Genomic DNA, 20,144 nt, shown 5'->3' on the forward strand with positions numbered 1-20,144 from the left:
AGCGCAAGGCCGACGGAATTAGCTGGGACACCTCAAATCTAAAAGCCGGCCGTCTCGCGCACCTCGATCGCCCCCATCCGAGCGAGCGGGTCCCGCGCCGCGATCTCCATTACCTCCGCAAGATTCTTCGCTTCGATGAGCAGAAAGCCACCCAGATGCTCCTTGGTCTCTGCGAAGGGCCCGTCGGTCCAACTTGCCTTGCCGGCCCGAACGCGCAATGTCTTTGCCGTCTTTGGGTCGGCAAGAGCATTGGAGGCGAGATAGTGGCCTGATCGTCGGAGTTCTTCATTGGAAGCCAAGGACTCCCGGTCGATCTCAGCCCATTCCTCCTTGCTGGCGGCATCAGCAAGTGTTTGATCGATGTAGAAGAGACAAAGGTAGCGCATTCGGTTCCTCCATAGTGCTGCCGATACTGGTCGCATTTGGACACCGCGAATCGACAAAAAAATGCCAGTTACGCTTTCCGGTGAGAGCGGCTTGCTGCTCTGCGTGACCAGTGCCTCATAGTGCCTCTTGTCGCTTCGCTTTCCTTGCTCGCCATTCTTCTGGGATCTCTATCTCTCCGCTAAGCTAGCGGATAAGAGGTGACCTCCGACCCATCAATCCTAGATGTGAGCTGAAGAAGAGGATACATGAGAACGGCCGCATTCCGTCTCGCCCGCACTGTCACGCGCCGACGAAGAGAAGAGGGGCGACATGAGGCGGCGCAGCTGAAGGCAAACGCACTCATACCGGCGGGTCAGACATCGTGGACGGATTCTGGTTCCAGCACTCTGATCGTTTGGGTGGAGAGGCCATTCTCTGATCTTTCCAGTGGAGACTCTGGGGCGCCAAGCCGATGTCACGGAGCAGGCGAGAGTTAAACCGCGAGAGTTCGCTCAAGCTTCGGCGGTACCTTCGCTGATGTTTCAGCAGCATCCAAACGGCTTGCAAAGTGCGCACGGCACTGAAGCGCGGCGACTGTAGTTCGACTTGTTCGGAATACATAGTGGCAGCCATACTTTTCTCTCCTTTGACTGGCTCACGGCGCTCCGTCTTAATCGAACCGGATCGGCCGAAATCGACACGCTGGGTTCAGGAGCTTGATCCGAGCGGTGACAAGACAGTGCGCGGACCAAGGCCGTGGCTTGATGAGCGACACGATCTTGAGAGAATGGCGCCGGCCCGCATGATTTCGCGAAGGTGATTTTCTTCATGAAGGCAGCGGGCTTAACTTCACACCAAACGATGTTCCGGCAGGCCTGACCATCGAGGGCGCTGCGTTAGAAGCACTGACATTGCTGGATTGGCCCATTTGCGTGATGAGCCCTTGCACGTGCTCGAATGGTATGTGTGACGAGCCCATCGCGCCGGCCGAGCCCGTGTCATTTTCACGCAGGCCGCCCTGGATCGGGGACCTTGCGGAAAGGGCTTGCCGCACCGATATCCGCCGCGACGGCTTCACCAGCATTTCCCGTACCGAAGCTATCCGGCGACCTTGCCCCCGGCAAACGGGGCGGTTGTCAAAGGCGGCGCAAAGGTCTACCGGCTGCGCCAGAAAGAAGGCGCGAGCAAGAAAAGCCTCGTCAAGAAGAAGAAAGAGACATGATGTCCAACTCGTTTGTGAAATTACCTGCCGAAAACACGAATCGATATTTCGTGCTCGGCGATCGGATCGAGCGGCGGCTCCGGCTCCGCGGAACCTGGTTCAACATCTTCGACGTCACCGTGCCATCAGGCGGCGGGACGCCTAGACATGCGCATGCAAGCCCGGAAGTCTTCCGCATTCTCGAGGGCCGCTTGACGATCTGGCGGCTGACCGACAGTGGCCCCGAAGAGATCGAGGCCGGCGCGGGCGACATCGTCACGATCCCGCCTTTCGTGGTGCACGGCTATGCCAACCGCGGGACCGTTCCGGCGATCTTTTCGGCCGTCGTCGATCGCGACATGGCCGAGTTCATCGAAACGGAAGGCACGAGCGAGCCGCTGAAAGCCCCCTCGCCTGAGACCATCGCCCGGATGACGGCCGCCGCCAATGCTTATGGGATCACCATTCTGGCGGCCTGACATTCGAGCGCGTGATGCCGGAACGTTCTTGCGTTCTCGGCATCACGCGTGAACGCGAATTTTCCCAGCCGCAAGGCATGCTTGCCGCCGTTTTTGGAAACTGTCACATCAAGGCGCTATAAGGAATTCGCCCGGCGCCTCTTGCGCCGGGCCTGTTTCACCGCCAAAATTGCGCCATGCCTGATAGCGACCCATCCAGTACACGCTCCGCCCGGTTAAGCCGGAAAGCCGCCGCAGAAGACGCCGGCGCCTGTCGTAGACGGTATGGCGATGTCTGCCTCGCCTCGCACCCAGCCGAGCGCACAGAAAGCTTTGCCGATGGGTGATGCGCATATATAGCGTCTCTGCGAAAGCTCCGCCGCCTCGCCTTATGCGGCATCAAAACCTCAACGAATAGGGTCCCTGTGTTTCTGGAAATTGGAATTGTGGCGCTTCTCACCATCTTGAATGGTGTGCTCGCAATGTCTGAGCTCGCCGTCGTGTCTTCTCGAACGGCCCGCCTGAAGTTTCTCTCCGACAATGGGAGCAAAGGTGCAGCTCAAGCCATCAAACTTGCCGAGAACCCCGGTCGCTTTCTCTCCACGGTTCAGATCGGCATCACGCTGGTCGGCGTTCTCTCCGGCGCTTTCTCGGGCGCCACGCTCGGCGGCCGCCTGACAGCATGGCTGGAGGCGCAGGGGATGTCATCGACGGCCGCTGACGCCATGGGCGTCGGTTTCGTCGTCGTGGCGATCACCTATCTTTCCCTGATCGTCGGCGAACTTGTTCCAAAGCAGATCGCATTGCGCGAACCCGAAGCGGTTGCGGCGAGGGTCGCACCCGCCATGGCGTTGCTCTCAAAAATTGCGCTGCCGCTCGTCTGGCTTCTCAACGCATCGGGAAATCTGATGCTGAAGCTGCTCGGCCAGACAGGAAAAGCCGGCGACAACGTCTCCGACGAAGAGATCAAGACCGTTCTGGCCGAGGCGCAGTCGGCGGGCGTCATCGAGAGCGAAGAGTCCGCGATGATCTCTGGCGTCATGCGGCTGGCGGACCGCACCGCCCGGGCGCTGATGACGCCGCGACGGGACGTCGAAATTATTGATATCGACGACAGTCTCGATGAAATCCGGGCGCAGCTGCACCGGACGAAACGGTCACGATTGCCGGTTCGCAAAGGCAGCTCCGACGAGGTGATCGGCATCCTTCCGGTCAAGGATTTCTACGATTCGATGTCCGAACACGGCAGCGCCGACATCAAGGCTCTGACGCAGGACGTCCCGGTCGTTTCGGACCTTGCAACCGCGATCAACGTCATTGAAGCGATCAGGAAATCGCCTGTTCACATGGTGTTGGTGTTTGACGAATACGGCCATTTCGAAGGGATTGTCTCGTCAGGCGACATTCTGGAAGCGATCATGGGCGCGCTGCAGGAGGGACCGATCGACGAGCAGGCCATCGCGCGCCGAGACGATGGTTCCTACCTCGTCTCCGGCTGGACGCCGATCGACGAATTCGCCGAGTTCCTGAATCTCAAGCTCGAGGACGATCTCGAATATCAGACCGTGGCCGGCCTGGTGCTGGAGGAGCTGAAACATCTGCCGGAATTGGGGGAGAGCTTCACGAGAGATGGATGGCGCTTCGAGGTCATCGATCTCGACGGCAGGCGCGTGGACAAAATCCTTGTCTCTGAAGTTCGCGACTGAGCTCGACGGGCGCAACATCGGCACGATCCGAATCCGCCACAGGAAGACGTGGCCCGACATCAGGAGGTATCGCCATGGCATGGTCCGCCAGCCAATATGTGAAGTTCGAGGACGAGCGCACGCGGCCGGCGCGCGATCTTCTGGCGCAGGTGCCGCTGCAGAGCCTTGGCCGCGCCGTCGACCTCGGCTGCGGCCCGGGCAATTCGACCGAGCTCATCATCGAGCGTTATGGGGCTGCCGGCGTCTCCGGCCTCGACAGCGACATCAACATGCTGGAGGCGGCCCGCAAGCGGCTTCCCGGCACCGCCTTCGTCGAGGCGGATCTTGGCAGCTGGCAGCCGACGGAGCCCGCCGATCTGCTCTTTGCCAATGCCGTCTTCCAGTGGCTGCCCGATCATCTCGATATTTTCGAGCGGCTGATGGACGGGCTTTCCGAAGGCGGCGTTCTTGCCGTGCAGATGCCCGACAATCTCGGCGAACCCTCGCATCTGGCGATGGAAGAGACTGCCCATGCCGGCCCTTGGAAGGCCGCCTTCGAGGCGAAGAGCGTGCGCCGTCAGCCGCTGGCACCGCCGTCCACCTATTATTCCAGGCTGATTGCCAAGGCGGCGCGCGTGGATATCTGGCACACCATCTACAATCACCCGATGGCCGATGCGGGGGCGATCGTCGAATGGGTCAAGGGAACCGGGCTGATGCCCTATCTCGCCCATGCCGGCGAGAGACATCGCGAGGCTTTTCTCGCCGAATATCTAGAACGGGTGGAAAAGGCCTATCCGAAGCTGTCGGACGGGCGGGTGTTGCTGCGGTTCCCACGGATTTTCATCGTAGCGGTGAAGAAATGACCGACTGCGGCCCGATGATGACTTCGCACCAATGGTTTCGAAGCTTGTGTCGATCATTCTGTCGTGGCCCCGAAACCACTGCACATTTCCGAACGACGTGCTTATTTGACGGCGGCCAGTCCGCCAGCCAATAGCGCATCCAGTTGGGCAATCTCCGCTGCGGTGAGGCTGATCCCTTCGGCTTCCGATTTGATGCGCGCGGCGAAGCGGCGCTGCGACGGAAGCCGCGCGCCTTGTCCCACGATTGTTTCGAAGAGCACTTCGGCGCGCGCGAACGGATCGCCGGGGCGGCCCCTGGCGAAGGCTTCGGGTGACATCGCAATGATCAGTTCGCCATGGAACGGCGCCAAGGTCGTCGTGCCGAGGTAGTCTAAGACCTCGGGGCTGGTGAGATCGCCGATCATGATGCCGGCGAGCAGCTCTATCATGGTGGCGATGGCGGACCCCTTGTGGCCGCCAAAAGGCATCATTGCGCCTTCGAGCGCGGCAACCGGGTCAGTGGTGGGATTGCCGGCAGCGTCGATCGCCCAACCTTCCGGCAGTTGCTTGCCAGCGCGGCGGTGCAGTTCGATCTCACCGCGCGCCGCCACCGACGTGGCAAAATCGAACACATAGGGCGGCTGGTCTTTGCGAGGCCAGCCGAAGGCCAATGGATTGGTACCGAGCAGAGGCTTGCTGCCTCCGGATGGGGCAACCGTCGCATAGCTCGGGCACATCACCAATGCTGCCAGGCCGTGCGCGGTCAGTGCCTCGACCTCGGGCCACAGGGCCGAGAAGTGCGAGCAATCGTTGATGACCATGGCGGCGATGCCAAGCCGTCTGGCGCGTTCCGCCAGGGCGGGTACGCCGAGTTCGAACGCCGCACTGGCGAAACCGCCCTGTGCGTCGACCCTGACGATGGCGCTGCCGTCATCCGGCGCAAGGACAGGAGCGGCATTGGGCTTCACCTTGCCCGCCTCTACCGTGCGCAGCGCCCCCTCGATGCGGTAAATGCCGTGCGAGTTGCAGGCATCGCGCTCCCCGGCCACGATGACATGCGCCAGAGCCGCCGCCTGGATCTTGTTCAACCCCGCGCGCACGAAGATGGCAACGACGCGATTTTGCAGGGCTTCGACGCTCATCATAACGGCTTCAGTCACGCAATTCTCCATCCGAGATCAAGTTCCGCTTTCGCCCGCCCTGCTTTTGGCCGCCAGTGACACGCTGGCAAGTCTTCGACCGTTCTGCAGCCCAGCTGCGCCATCGTTGCCGTCAGTTCGGCTTTCAGGACGTTCATCAGATGATCGCCGCCGCGACGCCCGATGGCGGCGGAAGCAAACAGGAATGGCCGGCCGATCAGGACAAAATCGGCACCGAGCGCCAGCATCCGGGCGATATCGAGGCCGGAGCGCACGCCTCCGTCTGCGAGCAGCAAGGCCTTGCTGCCAAGTCGTGTGCGGATTTCACCGATGACCTCCGCCGCCGACGGCGCGGCGTCGAGTTGCCGTCCCCCATGATTGGAGAGGATCAGACCATCGCCGCCCAAGGACATATATTCCTCCGCTTCGTCGGCGCGAAGCACACCCTTGACCAGGATCTTGCCTGGCCATGCGTCTCGGATTTTCTTGAAGCGCTCGCGCGTGACGTGACCCGTCATCACCCTGCCGACAAATTCGGCCGCTGCGGCAAGGCTCGAGCCCTTCGGATAGTAAGGCGAGAGATTGGCGAAGTCGGGAGCGCCGTTTTGCAGAATGCCCATCGCCCATGACGGACGCATCGCCACCTGCATGATCGTCGAAAGGTCGTAGACCGGCGGGATGCTCAAACCATTGCGGATGTTGCGCTCGCGCCGGGTGGATGCGGGAATGTCGACAGTCACGACAAGGACGTCGTAGCCCGCTCTGCGCGCCCGATCCACCATGTCGTCCTCCATGGCGGGATCGTTGGGTGGATAGAACTGGAACCAGCTGTGATCACCGCCTGCAAGGCGGATCGTCTCAAGCGAGGTGTTGGCGAAAGTGCTGAGGATATAGGGAAGGTTATGCTGCCTGGCAGCCTGTGCCAGCGGCAGCTCGGACCCGGGCCACAGAAGGCCGGCCAGCCCAAGCGGCGCGACGGCAAATGGCGCGTCGAAACGATGACCGAACAGGCTTGCGCCGATATCGGGCTCGTCGGCGTCGGCCAGGTAGCCCGGCATCAGCACCACCTCTTCCATGGCCGCCAGATTGCGCCGCACGGAGGCTTCGCGCCCGAGCCCACCGGCGAGATAGTCCCAAGCGAAATACGGCATGCGTCTTTGCGCGGCTTTTTCCATGTCGGCGACGCAGGGAAACCGTCGTTCTAGCGCTAGGTCCATCTCGGGTGCTTCGATCTTCAGGAGGAAAAGACAGCGTAACGCTCTGGCGTTCCGTGGCGGGGATTGGGTGCCTCGATCAATTTTCGCTTGAGGTCATCGCCCCCAGCAGTTTCGGCAGATCGCCGAAGCGCGCGACCAGACTGAAGACGATCCCTGCCGTCGCCACGAATAGGATCGCCACCGCCGCCATGGTCGGCGTGTAGCCGTAACGCAGCGAATTGAAGATCTTGATCGGCAGCGTTTCCAGCGTGAACCCGACCGTCATGTAGGCAACGATGTATTCGTTGAGCGACAGCACAAAGGCAAAAGCGTAGCCCGACACGATGTACGGCGAAATTAGCGGCAGAACGACGGTTCGGAACACGATGCGGTCATCGCCCCCCAAGGTCGAGGCGGCCTCCACCAGCGAGCGGTCGATCGCCGAAAAGCCGAGCGAAATGGTCACCAGCGGCAGCGTGACGAAGAAGATGGCGTGGCCGATCACCGCCGTCCAGGGCTGACCGTAGAAACCGGTCGTAGCCCAGAACGTCAGCAGGCCGAGCGCCGTGATAACCGGCGGCAGGGTAAAGGGCGCCACGCCGAGCAACTGGAAAATATTGGCCCAGGGCGCGTAGCGGCGCCAGAGGAACCAGGCGAGCGGCAAGGCGATCAGCACCGCCAGCGCCGCCGACGACAGCGCCAGCACAAGTGAGGCGATCAGCGCGTTGCGCCATTCCATGTCAAGAAAGATCTGACCGTACCAGCTGAGCGAGAAGCCTTGCGGCGGGAAGGTGAGGCTCTGCCTGGCATTGACCGACACACCGGCGACGACGATCAGCGGCAGAGCGAGAAACAGCCCGACCAGCCCGAAAAAGAGGTTGCGGAGAATAGTCATTTGATCTCCCCTCCCCGGCGGCCAACGAGCAGGGTCAGCGTTACAAGGGCCAGTGTGACCAACACCAGGAACACCGCCATCGCCGCCGCGAAGGGCATGTTCGACTGATAGATCGCCTGGTCGGTAATGTGCACGGAAAGTGTCCAGTGCTGCGGGCGGCCGAGCAGTTGCGGCAACAGATAGGATCCGAGCGCGAAGATGAAGACCATGATCAGCGTGGCGAGGATCGTATCGCGCAGTGCAGGCACGACGACTGTGAAGAAGGCCTTGACCGGCGAAGCGCCGAGCGTGCGCGCGGCCTCCGACAGCGTCGGATCAAGCCGCACCAGCGCCGGGTAAAGCACCAGGACCGTATAGGGGAAGGCCTGATAGACCATGCCTGTGACGACGGCCCCGGCGCTCGGCGTCAGCGCGACTGCCTGCCCCATGAGGCCCAGCCACACGAAAAGGTTGGTGATGCCGGCCGTGCGCGAAAAAAGCGTCGACCAGGCGAAGCCGATGATGACCTCAGACAGGGACAGGATCGAAAGGAGTGCGACCAGCCAGGCCACCTGGGTGCTCCGCTTCATGCGGATCAGCAGATATGTGAATGGCAGGGCCAGAACGACACAGATAACGGCCACACCAATCGCAAGGAGCAGCGAGAAGCTGAGCACTCCGCCAAAGAAGGCTGAGAGGAAGCGGGCATAATTGTCGAAGACGAAGTCGGGCGTGTAGAAGCCGCCCTGCTGGCGCTTTAAGAAGCTGACCGATATCATCGTGCCGAAGGGTACGACGAAGAAGACGATCAGCATGATCGCCGGGAACGCGAGCGGGGCATAATCGCCGAGCGTCTGCGGGGCTTCGCGTCTCATTGCTCGAGCACCACGCAATCCTTGTCGGTGAGCGCAATGCCCACCCTCTGCCCTACCGTCACGTCAGGGCGCTCGCGCGGCGTCGAGACCGCAATGAACTGATGACCGCCGACATTGACAAAGGTTTCGACGACGCCGCCGAGATCGCGGACAAAGATGACCTCGCCCGTCAGTGCGCCGGCCTCGGGCGGGCCCAGGCGCACGTCTTCCGGCCGGATCGAGAGCGTGGCGCGCTCGATACCTGCCGACAGCGACAGGGCTGCGACCGGCTGCCCCAATATGCTGACCGCGCCGCCCTCCCGCCTGGCCTCGACCAGATTTGTCTGGCCAATGAAATCCGCGACGAAACTGTCTGCCGGCCTGCGATAAATCTCGGTCGGCGACGCCGCCTGGCGTATCTGACCGCCGTTCATGACCACAACCGTATCGGCCATGGTCATCGCCTCGCGCTGGTCGTGCGTGACGGCGATCGTGGTGATGCCGAGCCGCTGATGAAGCTGGCGAAGCTCCACCTGCATGGCTTCGCGCAGCTTCGCATCAAGCGCCGACAGCGGCTCGTCGAGCAGAAAGAGTTTCGGCGAAATCGCCAGTGCCCTTGCGATTGCGACGCGCTGCCTCTGGCCGCCGGAAAGTTTCGACACGGCGCGATCAGCGTAGCCCGGCAAATAAATCATCGCCAGCAGCTCCTCGACGCGCTTCGCCTGCTCGTCCTTGGGCCGACCGCGAATGCGCAAGGGATAGGCGATATTCTCGCCTACCGTCAGGTGCGGGAACAGCGCCAGCGACTGGAACACCATGCCAAGCTCGCGCTGGTGCGTCGGCGTCTTGGTGATGTCTTTCCCGTTGAGCGTGATGCGGCCCGAGGTCGGCAGATCGAGACCTGCGATCATGCGCAACAAGGTCGTCTTGCCGCAGCCGGAGGGGCCGAGCAGACAAACGAATGCCCCGTGCGGCACCGTCAGGTCGACATTGTCGACGGCGCGAATGACGCTGAAGTCCTTGACGATATTCTGAAGCGTAAGTCCCGACATATGCCTCTTCCCAACTCGAAGGCGGGCCCCTGAACGGGGCCCGCGAAAGCACGATGAGCGTCAGCTGGCGATCATTTCCGTCCACTTCTCGTTCAGCCAGTCGGCCTTGGAGAGGTACATGTCGTAGTGTGGAATGATCGGTTCGATGTCGGAGGAAACCGCCGCAAATTCCTTCTCGTTCAGGTCGGTCGTTTCGCGCTTGACGGTTGGCGACGTGCCCACCTTGCGTGACAGCACGGCCTGGACGGACGGCTGGCACATATAGTCGATGAAGATATGCGCCTCTTCCGTCTTCTGCGACGCCTTCGACAGCGCCCAGGAACCTGCGTCCTGAATGCCGCCCTCCTTCGGGAAGGTCGAGCGAACGGGCTGGCCGTCCGCGGCGGCGAGACCGGTCACGTCGTGATAATACTGTCCCATCGGGATTTCACCCGACTTCAGCGCCTGTTCGAACTGCGCCTCGTCGCGATACCACAGGCGGACATTCGGCTTCAGCTCGGCCAGCTTGGCGAAGACCTTGAGGATGCTCTCCTCGGTGTCGAGCGCCTGGGCGCCGCCGAAATAGGTCTTTGCCGTCACGTCGAGCAGGAAGGAGTTGGAGACGAGCGCCAGCAGACCGAGCTTGTCGGCATTGGCCGGGTCCCACAGCGCTGTCCAGCTGGTCGGCGCTTCCTTGTAGACATCAGTGTTGGTGACGAGGGTGATGAACCATGAGACCGCGCCGATGCCGGCGACGCGGCCATCCGGGTATTTGTTGATGAAGCGATCAAGCAGATTGCTGGAATTCTTGATCTTGGCGAGATCGAGCGGAGCCCAGAGCTCTGTGGCCTGGCCCTTGCGCATCGACACCTGCGACATCATCGAAACGTCAGCCGGCGCCTGGCCCGCCTGGGCTGCCTGCTGCATCTGCACCAGCCAGGCCTCGCCGGTCGGCTCTGCGACGGATTCGACCGCGATGCCGGTCGCCTTGGTGAACCCCGGGAAGATGTTCTTGTCAAACGAGTCCTTGAAGTAGCCGCCATAAACACCGACCTTCAGCGACTTGTCCTGGGCGCGCAGCACATTGGGCATTGCCAACATTGCCACACCAGCACCTATTCCGACGCCGAGCACGGTGCGGCGGTTCATTGTCAATTTCGTCATCGTCTTTCTCCTAACCGATGCGGCACGCCGCTTCCCTCTTTCAATGTATTCGAGGCCTTTGCGGCCTTCTTTTCGTTCCTGGCCTTGAGCTGCGGCCAGGCCCGTCAGGCGGTACGGCGGATTGCCGGGCTGAACGCCATCAGGCTCAATATCTCGAACAGCATCTGCGCGCCGGCATGGGCCGTGTTGGTGGTGGCGTCATACTGCGGCGCGACCTCGACGACATCGCCGCCGACCAGATTCACGCCCTTGAAGCCGCGGATCAGCTCCAGCGCCTCGCGGGTGGTGAAGCCGCCAATCTCCGGCGTGCCGGTGCCCGGCGCGAAGGAAGGATCGAGGCTGTCGATGTCGAAGGAAAGATAGGTCGGCCCATCGCCGATGACGGCCTTCGCCTTTTCGATAATTGCAGGGATGCCCATTGCCGAGATCTCCTCAGCATGGATCACCGTCATGCCCGAGGCGTAAGAAAACTCCCAGAGATATTCAGCCGAGCCGCGAATGCCGATCTGAATCACGCGCGTCGGGTCGAGCACACCGTCGAGCACCGCATTGCGGAACGGCCCGCCGTGGTGGAACTTGGTCAGATCGTACGCGCCGCCGGTGTCGCAGTGGGCGTCGATATGGATCATGCCGACCGGCCGCTCCTTGCCGACGGCCCGCAGAATCGGATGGGTGATCGAGTGGTCGCCGCCTACCGAGAGCGGCAGCACACCTGCGGCAACGATCTGCGCGACGCGTTTTTCGATATCCTCATGTGACAATTCCAGTCGATAGCGGCTTTGAAACGCCACGTCGCCAATGTCTGCCACGCGCAGTTCCTGAACCGGCGCGCAGCCCAGCACATGATTGTAAGGCCCGATCCGCTCAATGGCGCGCAGCGCCCGCGGCCCGAAGCGCGAGCCCGGGCGGTTGGTCACGCCCAGATCCATCGGCACGCCGAGGATCGCCACCTGCAGATCGCCGAAATCCGGGTTGTCGTTGTCGACCTGCATCAGCGGGGCGGAGAGGAATGTCGGGATACCCGAATAGGGCGCGAGCCGGGTGCCGCTCTTGTTGAAGATTTTCTCCGCGACTTTGCGGAACTCAGGGTCGTGCAACTCACCGCCGTGGCTCTCGCCATACTTGGCTCGGAGTTCGGAGAGCTTGGTTTCATTCCAGGACATGACGGCCTTCTTGAGGGTAACGATGTTGCGATCAGGATGGCAAATCGGTCCTCGGCTGCAGCTTTGCCGCAGAGGCCGATGGCTTCTTTTAGTGATTGAACGGCAAGCTCGCTGGAAAATCAATTGATATTAATATACAGCTTCGTGCGAGTTTTTCTCACAGGTCATTGCCTTATGTCCAGCCGTCTGCCGCCCCTCAACCCGCTACGCGCGTTTGAGGCAACCGCCCGCCATGGATCGGTTTCCGCCGCAGGACGCGAATTGAACGTCACCCACGGCGCTATCAGCCATCAGATACGCACATTGGAAGAATCGCTCGGCGTGCGCCTGTTCGAGCGCGGCGGCAAATGGCTGAAGCTGACAAGCCAGGGCGCGCTGTTGATGCCGGTCGTCTCCAACGCATTTTCGGAGATCGCGGCGGCAAAAGCCGCAATGACTCGGCCCGCCACCGGCGGCACGCTGCGAGTGACCTGTGTTGCGGCAGTGCTGTCGCTCTGGCTGATGCCGCGACTGCAGGAGTTCACCGATCAATATCCCGACATCCAGCTCGACCTGCGCGCCTCCAACGATCCGAACAATCTGAGCTCCCCGAATGTCGACCTGTGCATTCTCTACGGCGGCGGCAACTGGCCCAATTATTGGTCGCGCCTGTGGAGCCGGATGGAGCTCTTCCCCGTCGGCAGCCCGGCCCTCATGAACAGGCGACCGCTGCGTTCCCTGCGCGATCTGCGCGACCACATGCTCCTGCATGCCGATCGCGGCAATGAGTGGAACACCTGGCTCACCGCAGCCGGCGTTGCGATGCCGGCGCGCCAGCACATGATGAGCGACGCGCGCCTGTCGATCGAGGCCGCCGTGCACGGCCATGGCATAGCGCTCGGCGACAACATCACCACCGCGCACATGATTGCACGGGGCGAGCTGATCGCGCCATTCGACCTTACGGTTCCGGCAAATGACGCGGTCTATGTGGCCTGCCGATCCGAGGCTCAAGCGACGCCAATCGTTCGCGTCTTCATCGACTGGTTCTATGCTTCGCTCGTCCGTAGCTGAGCATTGGTTGCTTGGCGAGCGCCCACATTGACATCGCACGCCCCTTGCAACTCACCGGCTCTCAGCACTCCCGCCGCCCCAGTGTGTCAAATGGGCGTTACCTCTCGCCGCCTGTGTTGCGGCGAAACCGGCAGCCATTATAGTCGGCGGCAAAATCTCGGAGATGACACACATGCACGCTGCCCCTACCCCGCCGGTCACCCTCGTCATCTTCGGCGCCACGGGCGACCTGACGCGCCGCCTCCTGGTCCCGGCGATCATCAACCTGACGCGCCAGCGCCTCGTCGGCGAGGATCTGCACATCCTCGGCATCGGCATCGAAGCGGGTGACGACGAGTTCCTGCGCGGCCGGCTCGATGCCTTCCTCGAGCACCTGAACGGCGAGGAGCAGACAGTCAAGGACGAGGCATGGGAAAGCCTGCGCCGGCGCATTTCCTATATGGCCGGAGATTTTACCAAGGAGGATATTTTCGTCGAGATCGGCAAACGGCTGGGGCGGAACGCCAATGCCGCCTTCTATCTGGCGGTGCCGCCGTCCTTCTTCGGGACGATCGTCGAGAAGCTTGCCGCTCATGGGCTGACCGATGAAAGCGAGGGCGTCTTCCGCCGCGTCGCCATCGAGAAGCCGTTCGGCACCGATCTCGCCTCGGCGCGGGCGCTCAATGCCCAGATCCTTGCGCAGATCGACGAAAGCCAAGTCTACCGGCTCGACCATTTCCTCGGCAAGGAAACGGTGCAGAACCTGATGACGGCGCGTTTCGCCAATATGATCATCGAGTCCTTGTGGAACAGCCGCTATATCGACCATGTGCAGATCACCGCCGCCGAGATCGTCGATGTCGGCAGCCGCGGCAAATTCTACGATGCGACAGGCGCGCTGCGCGACATGGTGCCGAACCATTTGTTCCAGCTGCTGGCAATGATCGCCATGGAGCCGCCGAACAGTTTCGATGCCGAGGCGATCCGCAACGAGAAGAGCAAGGTGCTGAAGGCGCTGCGCATCTATACGCCCGAGGAGGCAAAGACCCATGGTGTGCGCGGCGCCTACACGGCCGGCCCGCTGAACGGCGTCGATCTTCCCGCCTATCGCGACAGCAAGGATGTTTCACCCGACAGCCGGACCGAAACCTATGTGGCGCTGAAGCTCTATGCCGATACCTGGCGCTGGGCGGGCGTACCCTTCTATCTGAGAACCGGCAAGGCGCTGACGGCGCGCGACACCGAAATCGTCATCACCTTCCAGCCGGTGCCATTCGCGCAGTTTCGCGAGACTGAAGTCAATCGCCGCCTACCGCCGAACCGGCTGGTGATCCAGGTGCAGCCGGACGAGGGCATGAGCATGGAAATCTCGATCAAGTCGCCGGGGCTTTCGGTCGATACGACGCCCGTGTCGCTCGATTTCCGCTATGCCGACAAATTCGACATCGGCAAGACCACCGGCTATGAATCGCTGCTCTACGACCTCTTCATCGGCGACCAGACGCTGTTCCAGCGCGCCGACGGCATCGAGGCCGGCTGGGCGGCAGTGCAGCCCTTCCTCGATATCTGGGCTGGGGATACGAGCACACCCGAAGCTTACGCGCCGGGCAGCATGGGACCGGTCTGCGCCGACGCGCTCATCGAGCGCGACGGGCGCAAATGGCACGAACTCGGCGTCATCCTGCACCACGAGGGCAAGAACAGCAAATAGAGCCTGCCTGGATCATTGACCTTCGCGGCATGCCGGGCTGACGGAGGCGCCGCTATTGCCGCCCTGCGTGGCAAGGGCGCCGCGGGCCTTGCGCGGCGGGCAGCGTGCCCAGTCGACGCGGCCGGCCGGAGCGCCGTTGTCGACGCTGCCGGTTTCGATCGAGTCGAGCGGGATGACCAGCCCGGTTTGCGGCTCGGCGCCTGGCGCCGTGCCGAGCGGCGGCGTGCCGTCGATGCGGCCGCTGGCATCCATGCCCATGTTCGACTGGGCCAGAACCGGGGCGGAGAGGCTGAGGAGAGCGATCGACGTTGCTGCAATGAACCTGCGCATGATGCTGTTCCTTCTGATGTCGGCAATGCGGCAGAAACAGCCATTCTACGCCCCTTGTTCCCTATCGGGCAGGCCCGGACGATCAAAGTTTGGCGAGGAGATCAAAAACGTCCCTGGGACTCAATCACGCCAGCGCCACAGCACCCTCTCGAGGCCAGTCGGATAGAGATCGAGGCCGGCACCACGCAGCATGTCGCGACCGAACCAGCGTGCCGTCGCCGCCGTCTCGTCCAGCTCGGAATAGCGGATTTCGTCACGGCCATAGAGGGTTTCGTCGGCCAGCTCGATATCGGCGGCGAAGATGAATTCGTGGCCGATTACGCCATGGTGTTCGAAGATGTTTTCGAGAAGATGCCAGGGGCCGACGATGCGGATTTCCGTCTCGAGCTCCTCCCGGACTTCGCGGTGCAGGGCCTGTTCGCAGGTCTCGCCGAATTCGATCGAGCCGCCGAGCGGGCGAACGCTCTTGATGCGGCCGCTGTCATCTTCCACTTCCGCGGCGAGCAACCGGTTCTCTCGCCAGGCAAGGCCGATCACTTTCACCCTGATCTGCTGCGGCGGGCGCCAGACGGTCATGCGGCTCTCCTTCGGGGGCCCGGACAAATAGAAAGCCTCGCAGCGAATACCGCGAGGCTCTGTCGGCTGTCGTTCAGACGAACTGGCTGAGGCCGGGGACAGAGGCGACGACTTCGTCGACGACCTCCTCGCCGGCATATTGTTTGGCAATCGCGATGGTTTCCTTGGCAAGCGAGGTGATCTCGCCCATGCCGAGGCCCTCGCCCATCAGCTGCTGGCCGAGACCCATGATGCCGCCGCCGCCGAGCGAGCTCATCAGCCCACCGAGCAGGCCGCCGCCGCCGGCGCCTGCGCCATTGAACTGGGCGACGAGATCAGCGCCGCCGGGGATCGCCTCGATCATCCGGGCGACCGGACCGTCGGCGGCCTCGCGCTGCAGGAAGCCAAGCATCATGCCGAGCGCCTTCTCCGCCTGCTCGGGCGCAATGCCCACGCGATCAGCAATCTGTGTCACAATTTCATTCATTGTCAGCCTCCTGATATTTTGACGTTAACGTCAACGTTATTCGAGATTCGAGTGCAACTCAAGCCAGCGGTTTCGCTTGCCATGCAAACAGTTGTCCGCATCTGCCTGCCTGCTTATAACAGGGAAACGATGGTTCGATGAAGGCGGCCCAAGCCGGACCTTCTCAACAAACGGCGGCAGAGCCGAAGGGAGCATGGGGATGATCGAGGACGGCAAGATTTTCATCGGCGCGAGCCGCAATCCCGACGACAGCATCAACAAGCCGGAATATCTCGACCTGAAATTCGGCAACCGCCATGGCCTCGTCACCGGCGCCACCGGCACCGGCAAGACGGTGACGCTGCAGGTTCTGGCGGAAGGCTTTTCCCGGGCCGGTGTTCCGGTCTTTGCGGCCGACATCAAGGGCGATCTTTCCGGCATTGCCGCCAAAGGCGAGGCCAAGGATTTTCTCACCAAGCGCGCCGAGCAGATCGGTTTCACCGATTATGAATTCGATCAGTTTCCGGTGATCTTCTGGGATCTGTTCGGGCAGAAGGGTCACCGGGTGCGCACCACCGTCGCCGAAATGGGGCCGCTGCTGCTCGCCCGGCTGATGGATGCCTCCGAACCGCAGGAAGGCGTCGTCAACATCGCCTTCAAGATCGCCGACCAGGCCGGCCTGCCGCTGCTCGATCTCAAGGATTTCACCTCGCTTTTGAACTATATGGGCGAGAATGCCAGCGAGCTTTCCAGCCAGTTCGGGCTGATCTCCAAGGCCTCGGTCGGCTCGATCCAGCGGGCGCTGCTCGTTCTCGAACAGCAGGGGGCCGAGCATTTCTTCGGCGAGCCGGCGCTGAAGATTTCCGACATCATGCGCACCAGCAATAATGGCTACGGCCAGATCTCCGTGCTTGCCGCCGACAAGCTGATGATGAATCCGCGCCTTTACGCCACCTTCCTGCTCTGGTTGCTGTCGGAGCTGTTCGAGGAACTGCCTGAGGTGGGCGATCCGGAAAAGCCGAAGCTCGTCTTCTTCTTCGACGAAGCGCATCTGCTCTTCAACGACGCGCCGAAGGTGCTGATCGAACGCGTCGAGCAGGTGGTGCGGCTGATCCGCTCCAAGGGCGTCGGCGTCTATTTCGTCACGCAGAACCCGCTCGACGTGCCGGAAACGGTGCTCGCCCAGCTCGGCAACCGCGCCCAGCATGCGCTGCGCGCCTATTCGCCGCGCGAACAGAAAGCGGTGAAGACGGCGGCCGATACCTTCCGCCCCAACCCGGCCTTCGACTGCGCCACCATCATCACCAATCTCGGCACCGGCGAGGCGCTGGTTTCGACGCTGGAAGCCAAGGGCGCGCCCTCGATCGTCGAGCGCACGCTGATCCGCCCGCCGTCGGGCCGCGTCGGCCCGCTGACCGACGGCGAGCGCCAGCAGGTGATGGACAGGAGCCCGGTTCTCGGCATCTATGACGAAGACGTCGACCGCGAATCCGCCTTCGAGATGCTGGCGGCGCGCGCCAAGAAGGCGGCGGAAGCCGAGGCCGCCAAACGAGCGCAGGAAGAAGCGGCCGAACAGCCGGGCACGACTTCCGGCTGGAACCTGCCGGGCTTCGGCGGTGATGACGACAACCGCCAGGGCCGCGGCCAATCGCGCGGCCGGTCCTCCGGCTATCAGCGCGAAACGGTGGTGGAAGCGGCGATGAAGAGCGTCGCCCGCAGCGTGGCAACCCAGGTGGGTCGGGCGCTTGTGCGCGGGATATTGGGGAGCTTGAAGCGGTAGCTATTTCGCGGGCAGCGCTTCGGAAGCCCCTCATCCGCCTGCCGGCACCTTTCCCCGCTCGCGGGGCGAAGGGACGTGCCGCGCCGTCTCCGTTCCCACTTCGCTCTCGTATGGCATGTCCCCTCGCCCCGTTTTTACGGGGAGAGGGTTAGGGTGAGGGGCAATCTCCGGACGAAGCCGGCCGAGAAAAGCAGGCGGCAAGTTGGCCACTTTGCCTTGAACCCAACGCCTTCCTCCCCTAAATTCCCGCCATCGACCATTTCAACAGGATGTGTGCCGCAATGGATTTCAACCCGATCGCAATGCCAGTTCGCCTTGCCAACGGGGAAATCCATATCCATGCCCGCATCCATCACTCTCTCGCAAATTTCCTGGGCCACGCCTGACGGGCGGCCGCTTTTTTCCGATCTCGATCTCAGTTTCGGCAGGGACCGCAGCGGTCTTGTCGGACGCAACGGCGTCGGCAAGACGACGCTGCTGAAGCTTGTCTCCGGCGATATGCGGCCGCATTCCGGGTCGATATCGATCAACGGCAGCCTCGGTGTGCTGCGCCAGAGCGTTCAGGTCGCGGCTGACGAAACCATCGCCGATCTCTTCGGCGTGGCCGCGGCGCTCGAGCTGCTGCGTCGTGCCGAAGCCGGCGCGGCAACGGCCGACGAGCTTGCCTCGGCGGACTGGACGCTGGAAGCGCGGATCGCCGCCGCGCTCAACCGGACGGGGTTCGACGCGGAGCCGCAGACGCCGCTTGCCGCACTTTCCGGCGGGCAGCGCACACGCACCGCGCTTGCTGCGCTCATCTTCAGCGAGCCGGATTTCCTGCTGCTCGATGAACCCACCAACAATCTCGACCGCGAAGGCCGCGCGGCGGTGATCGCGCTGATTGCAGGCTGGCGAGCCGGCGCGGTCATCGTCAGCCATGACCGGGAGCTGCTCGAAAGCGTCGATCAGATCATCGAGCTGACCTCGCTCGGCGCGATGCGCTACGGCGGCAACTGGCGCCATTACCGCGAGCGCAAGGCTCTTGAGCTTGCCGCCGCCCAGCATGATCTTGTCGATGCCGAAAGGCGCATCGCGGAGGTCGCCAGGAAAGCGCAGGCGAACGTGGAGCGTCAGGCACAGAGGGACAGCGCCGGGCGGAAAATGGCCGCGAAGGGCGGCATCCCGCGCATTATGCTCGGCAGCATGAAGGAGCGGAGCGAAACCACCGGCGGCGACAATGCGCGTCTTGCCGAACGACGCCGCGCCCAGGCGCTCGAAGAGGCAAAGGCGGCGCGTGAGAAGATCGAGATCCTCCAGCCATTGTCGGTGAGCCTGCCGCCGACGGGGCTGCCTGCCAGCAAGATCGTGCTGAAAGTCGACGGCGTGACGGCAGGTTACCGGGCTGATGAACCCGTCATCGACGACCTGTCCTTCGATGTGACCGGACCGGAACGCATCGCCATCACCGGGCCGAACGGTTCGGGCAAGACGACGCTGCTCGCGCTCATCACCGGCGAGCTCAAAGCCTGGGCCGGCACGGTCGCGGTAATGACCGGTTTTGCGATGCTCGATCAGAAGGTCGGCCTTCTCGATCCGTCGGCCTCGATCCGCGACAATTTCCGCCGGATCAATCCGCAAGCCGATGAAAACACCTGCCGGGCCGCCCTTGCCCGTTTCATGTTCAGGGCCGATGCAGCATTGCAGACGGTTTCGACCCTCAGCGGCGGCCAATTGCTGCGTGCCGGGCTTGCCTGCACGCTCGGCGCCGCACCGCCGCCGCTGCTGATCTTGGACGAACCGACCAATCATCTCGACATCGACTCGATATCAGCGGTCGAGGCGGGGCTGCGGGCTTATGACGGCGCGCTGATCGTCGTCAGCCATGACGAGACGTTTCTCGAAAACATCGGCATAACGCGGCGGCTGGAATTGCCGGACGGCGGTGTGGGTTGGTGATTTTAGGGGCGCTGCCTTTCCCGAGCGGCGGCACCTCTCCATCCCCGCCCGCCTTTCAGGAGCGCCGCATCCTCCAACGTCCCTCATGCTGAGGTGCGAAGCCCAAGAGGGCGTAGCCTCGAAGCACGCCGTAACGCTGCTTCTTGCATCCCTTTGACGCCGGTGCGCCCGCCTTGTCCTTCGAGGCCCCTGCGGGGCACCTCAGCAACCGTGTTGTTGCGGTTCGCTCCATGGGGTTCGTCTTTTGAGAATAGTGTTGATCACGATGATGAATTTCCGCATGGCGGCGACGAGGGCGACCTTGGGTGGTTTGCCGGCATCGCGCAGCCGTTTGTGGAACGCCTTGATGGCCGGGCTGC

At 62.6% G+C, this 20,144-nt stretch carries 20 protein-coding genes and 1 pseudogene; 7 read left to right on the top strand and 14 right to left on the bottom strand.

Going from position 1 to position 20,144, the window contains the following annotated elements:
- Positions 1–38 precede the first annotated feature (38 nt).
- Together GGD53_RS21400 and GGD53_RS32420 are read right to left on the bottom strand one after the other, a co-directional pair.
- Positions 39–386, bottom strand: coding sequence for a YciI family protein (locus GGD53_RS21400; RefSeq protein ID WP_184458867.1), 348 nt, complete (start codon positions 384–386; stop codon positions 39–41).
- 340 nt (positions 387–726) lie between these two features.
- A complete protein-coding gene (locus tag GGD53_RS32420; protein WP_184458868.1) occupies positions 727–999 on the bottom strand; it encodes a DUF1127 domain-containing protein in 273 nt (90 codons plus the stop codon).
- A gap of 585 nt (positions 1,000–1,584) precedes the next feature.
- Between GGD53_RS32420 and GGD53_RS21410 the strand changes: the two genes are divergently transcribed.
- From GGD53_RS21410 to tam, 3 genes are all read left to right on the top strand, one after another.
- On the top strand, positions 1,585–2,046 hold the full coding sequence (locus GGD53_RS21410) for a cupin domain-containing protein (RefSeq protein WP_184458869.1): 462 nt from the start codon (positions 1,585–1,587) through the stop codon (positions 2,044–2,046).
- Positions 2,047–2,450: 404 nt separating this feature from the next.
- Positions 2,451–3,731 carry a CNNM domain-containing protein gene (locus tag GGD53_RS21415; protein WP_184458870.1) on the top strand — a complete coding sequence of 427 codons (1,281 nt, stop codon included), beginning with the start codon at positions 2,451–2,453 and terminating at the stop codon, positions 3,729–3,731.
- A gap of 74 nt (positions 3,732–3,805) precedes the next feature.
- Positions 3,806–4,576 (top strand): trans-aconitate 2-methyltransferase, encoded by a 771-nt coding sequence (gene tam / locus GGD53_RS21420; protein WP_184458871.1) that lies wholly within the window; start codon positions 3,806–3,808, stop codon positions 4,574–4,576.
- Between the two features lie 101 nt (positions 4,577–4,677).
- On the opposite strand, the gene GGD53_RS21425 is transcribed toward tam, so the two are convergent.
- The 7 genes from GGD53_RS21425 to speB all read right to left on the bottom strand — a co-directional run bounded on the left by GGD53_RS21425 (position 4,678) and on the right by speB (position 11,976).
- The gene (locus GGD53_RS21425) at positions 4,678–5,700 is read right to left on the bottom strand and encodes an Ldh family oxidoreductase (RefSeq protein WP_432443424.1); all 1,023 of its coding nucleotides are present in this window, start codon (positions 5,698–5,700) and stop codon (positions 4,678–4,680) included.
- Positions 5,701–5,711: 11 nt separating this feature from the next.
- Positions 5,712–6,845 carry an alpha-hydroxy acid oxidase gene (locus tag GGD53_RS21430; RefSeq protein WP_184458872.1) on the bottom strand — a complete coding sequence of 378 codons (1,134 nt, stop codon included), beginning with the start codon at positions 6,843–6,845 and terminating at the stop codon, positions 5,712–5,714.
- A 142-nt stretch (positions 6,846–6,987) separates the two neighbouring features.
- On the bottom strand, positions 6,988–7,785 hold the full coding sequence (locus GGD53_RS21435; RefSeq protein ID WP_184458873.1) for an ABC transporter permease: 798 nt from the start codon (positions 7,783–7,785) through the stop codon (positions 6,988–6,990).
- On the bottom strand, positions 7,782–8,639 hold the full coding sequence (locus GGD53_RS21440; RefSeq protein ID WP_184458874.1) for an ABC transporter permease: 858 nt from the start codon (positions 8,637–8,639) through the stop codon (positions 7,782–7,784). The genes GGD53_RS21435 and GGD53_RS21440 overlap by 4 nt, the downstream gene beginning before the upstream one ends.
- Entirely contained in the window at positions 8,636–9,670 is a 1,035-nt protein-coding gene (locus GGD53_RS21445) for an ABC transporter ATP-binding protein (RefSeq protein WP_184458875.1), read from the bottom strand. Before GGD53_RS21445 ends, GGD53_RS21440 begins: the two co-directional genes overlap by 4 nt.
- 60 nt (positions 9,671–9,730) lie before the next feature.
- The gene (locus GGD53_RS21450; RefSeq protein ID WP_184458876.1) at positions 9,731–10,813 is read right to left on the bottom strand and encodes an ABC transporter substrate-binding protein; all 1,083 of its coding nucleotides are present in this window, start codon (positions 10,811–10,813) and stop codon (positions 9,731–9,733) included.
- A gap of 104 nt (positions 10,814–10,917) precedes the next feature.
- A complete protein-coding gene (gene speB / locus GGD53_RS21455) occupies positions 10,918–11,976 on the bottom strand; it encodes an agmatinase (RefSeq protein ID WP_184458877.1) in 1,059 nt (352 codons plus the stop codon).
- Between the two features lie 174 nt (positions 11,977–12,150).
- Between speB and GGD53_RS21460 the strand changes: the two genes are divergently transcribed.
- Together GGD53_RS21460 and zwf are read left to right on the top strand one after the other, a co-directional pair.
- Positions 12,151–13,029 (top strand): LysR substrate-binding domain-containing protein, encoded by an 879-nt coding sequence (locus GGD53_RS21460; RefSeq protein ID WP_184458878.1) that lies wholly within the window; start codon positions 12,151–12,153, stop codon positions 13,027–13,029.
- Positions 13,030–13,201: 172 nt separating this feature from the next.
- Positions 13,202–14,719, top strand: a complete 1,518-nt coding sequence (zwf, locus tag GGD53_RS21465; RefSeq protein WP_184458879.1) for a glucose-6-phosphate dehydrogenase — start codon at positions 13,202–13,204, stop codon at positions 14,717–14,719.
- A gap of 12 nt (positions 14,720–14,731) precedes the next feature.
- On the opposite strand, the gene GGD53_RS21470 is transcribed toward zwf, so the two are convergent.
- The 3 genes from GGD53_RS21470 to GGD53_RS21480 form a co-directional block, all read right to left on the bottom strand.
- Positions 14,732–15,049 carry a hypothetical protein gene (locus GGD53_RS21470; RefSeq protein ID WP_184458880.1) on the bottom strand — a complete coding sequence of 106 codons (318 nt, stop codon included), beginning with the start codon at positions 15,047–15,049 and terminating at the stop codon, positions 14,732–14,734.
- A 120-nt stretch (positions 15,050–15,169) separates the two neighbouring features.
- Positions 15,170–15,625, bottom strand: coding sequence for an NUDIX hydrolase (locus GGD53_RS21475; RefSeq protein WP_184458881.1), 456 nt, complete (start codon positions 15,623–15,625; stop codon positions 15,170–15,172).
- Positions 15,626–15,698: 73 nt separating this feature from the next.
- Complete coding sequence (locus GGD53_RS21480) at positions 15,699–16,091, bottom strand: DUF937 domain-containing protein (protein ID WP_064692221.1); 393 nt, start codon at positions 16,089–16,091, stop codon at positions 15,699–15,701.
- A 199-nt stretch (positions 16,092–16,290) separates the two neighbouring features.
- On the opposite strand from GGD53_RS21480, the gene GGD53_RS21485 reads away from it, so the two are divergent.
- On the top strand, positions 16,291–17,850 hold the full coding sequence (locus GGD53_RS21485; RefSeq protein ID WP_184458882.1) for a helicase HerA-like C-terminal domain-containing protein: 1,560 nt from the start codon (positions 16,291–16,293) through the stop codon (positions 17,848–17,850).
- A gap of 134 nt (positions 17,851–17,984) precedes the next feature.
- Here GGD53_RS21485 and GGD53_RS21490 read toward each other — a convergent pair whose 3' ends face one another.
- Positions 17,985–18,191 (bottom strand): hypothetical protein, encoded by a 207-nt coding sequence (locus GGD53_RS21490; protein WP_184458883.1) that lies wholly within the window; start codon positions 18,189–18,191, stop codon positions 17,985–17,987.
- Between GGD53_RS21490 and GGD53_RS21495 the strand changes: the two genes are divergently transcribed.
- Complete coding sequence (locus tag GGD53_RS21495; protein ID WP_184458884.1) at positions 18,190–19,785, top strand: ABC-F family ATP-binding cassette domain-containing protein; 1,596 nt, start codon at positions 18,190–18,192, stop codon at positions 19,783–19,785. The two genes, GGD53_RS21490 and GGD53_RS21495, sit on opposite strands and share 2 nt — an antisense overlap.
- Before the next feature lie 201 nt (positions 19,786–19,986).
- On the opposite strand, the pseudogene GGD53_RS32300 reads toward GGD53_RS21495, so the two are convergent.
- A pseudogene (locus GGD53_RS32300) lies at positions 19,987–20,144 on the bottom strand (IS110 family transposase); the annotation flags it as partial.

Source organism: Rhizobium aethiopicum, from assembly GCF_014197535.1.
Taxonomy (GTDB): domain Bacteria; phylum Pseudomonadota; class Alphaproteobacteria; order Rhizobiales; family Rhizobiaceae; genus Rhizobium; species Rhizobium aethiopicum_A.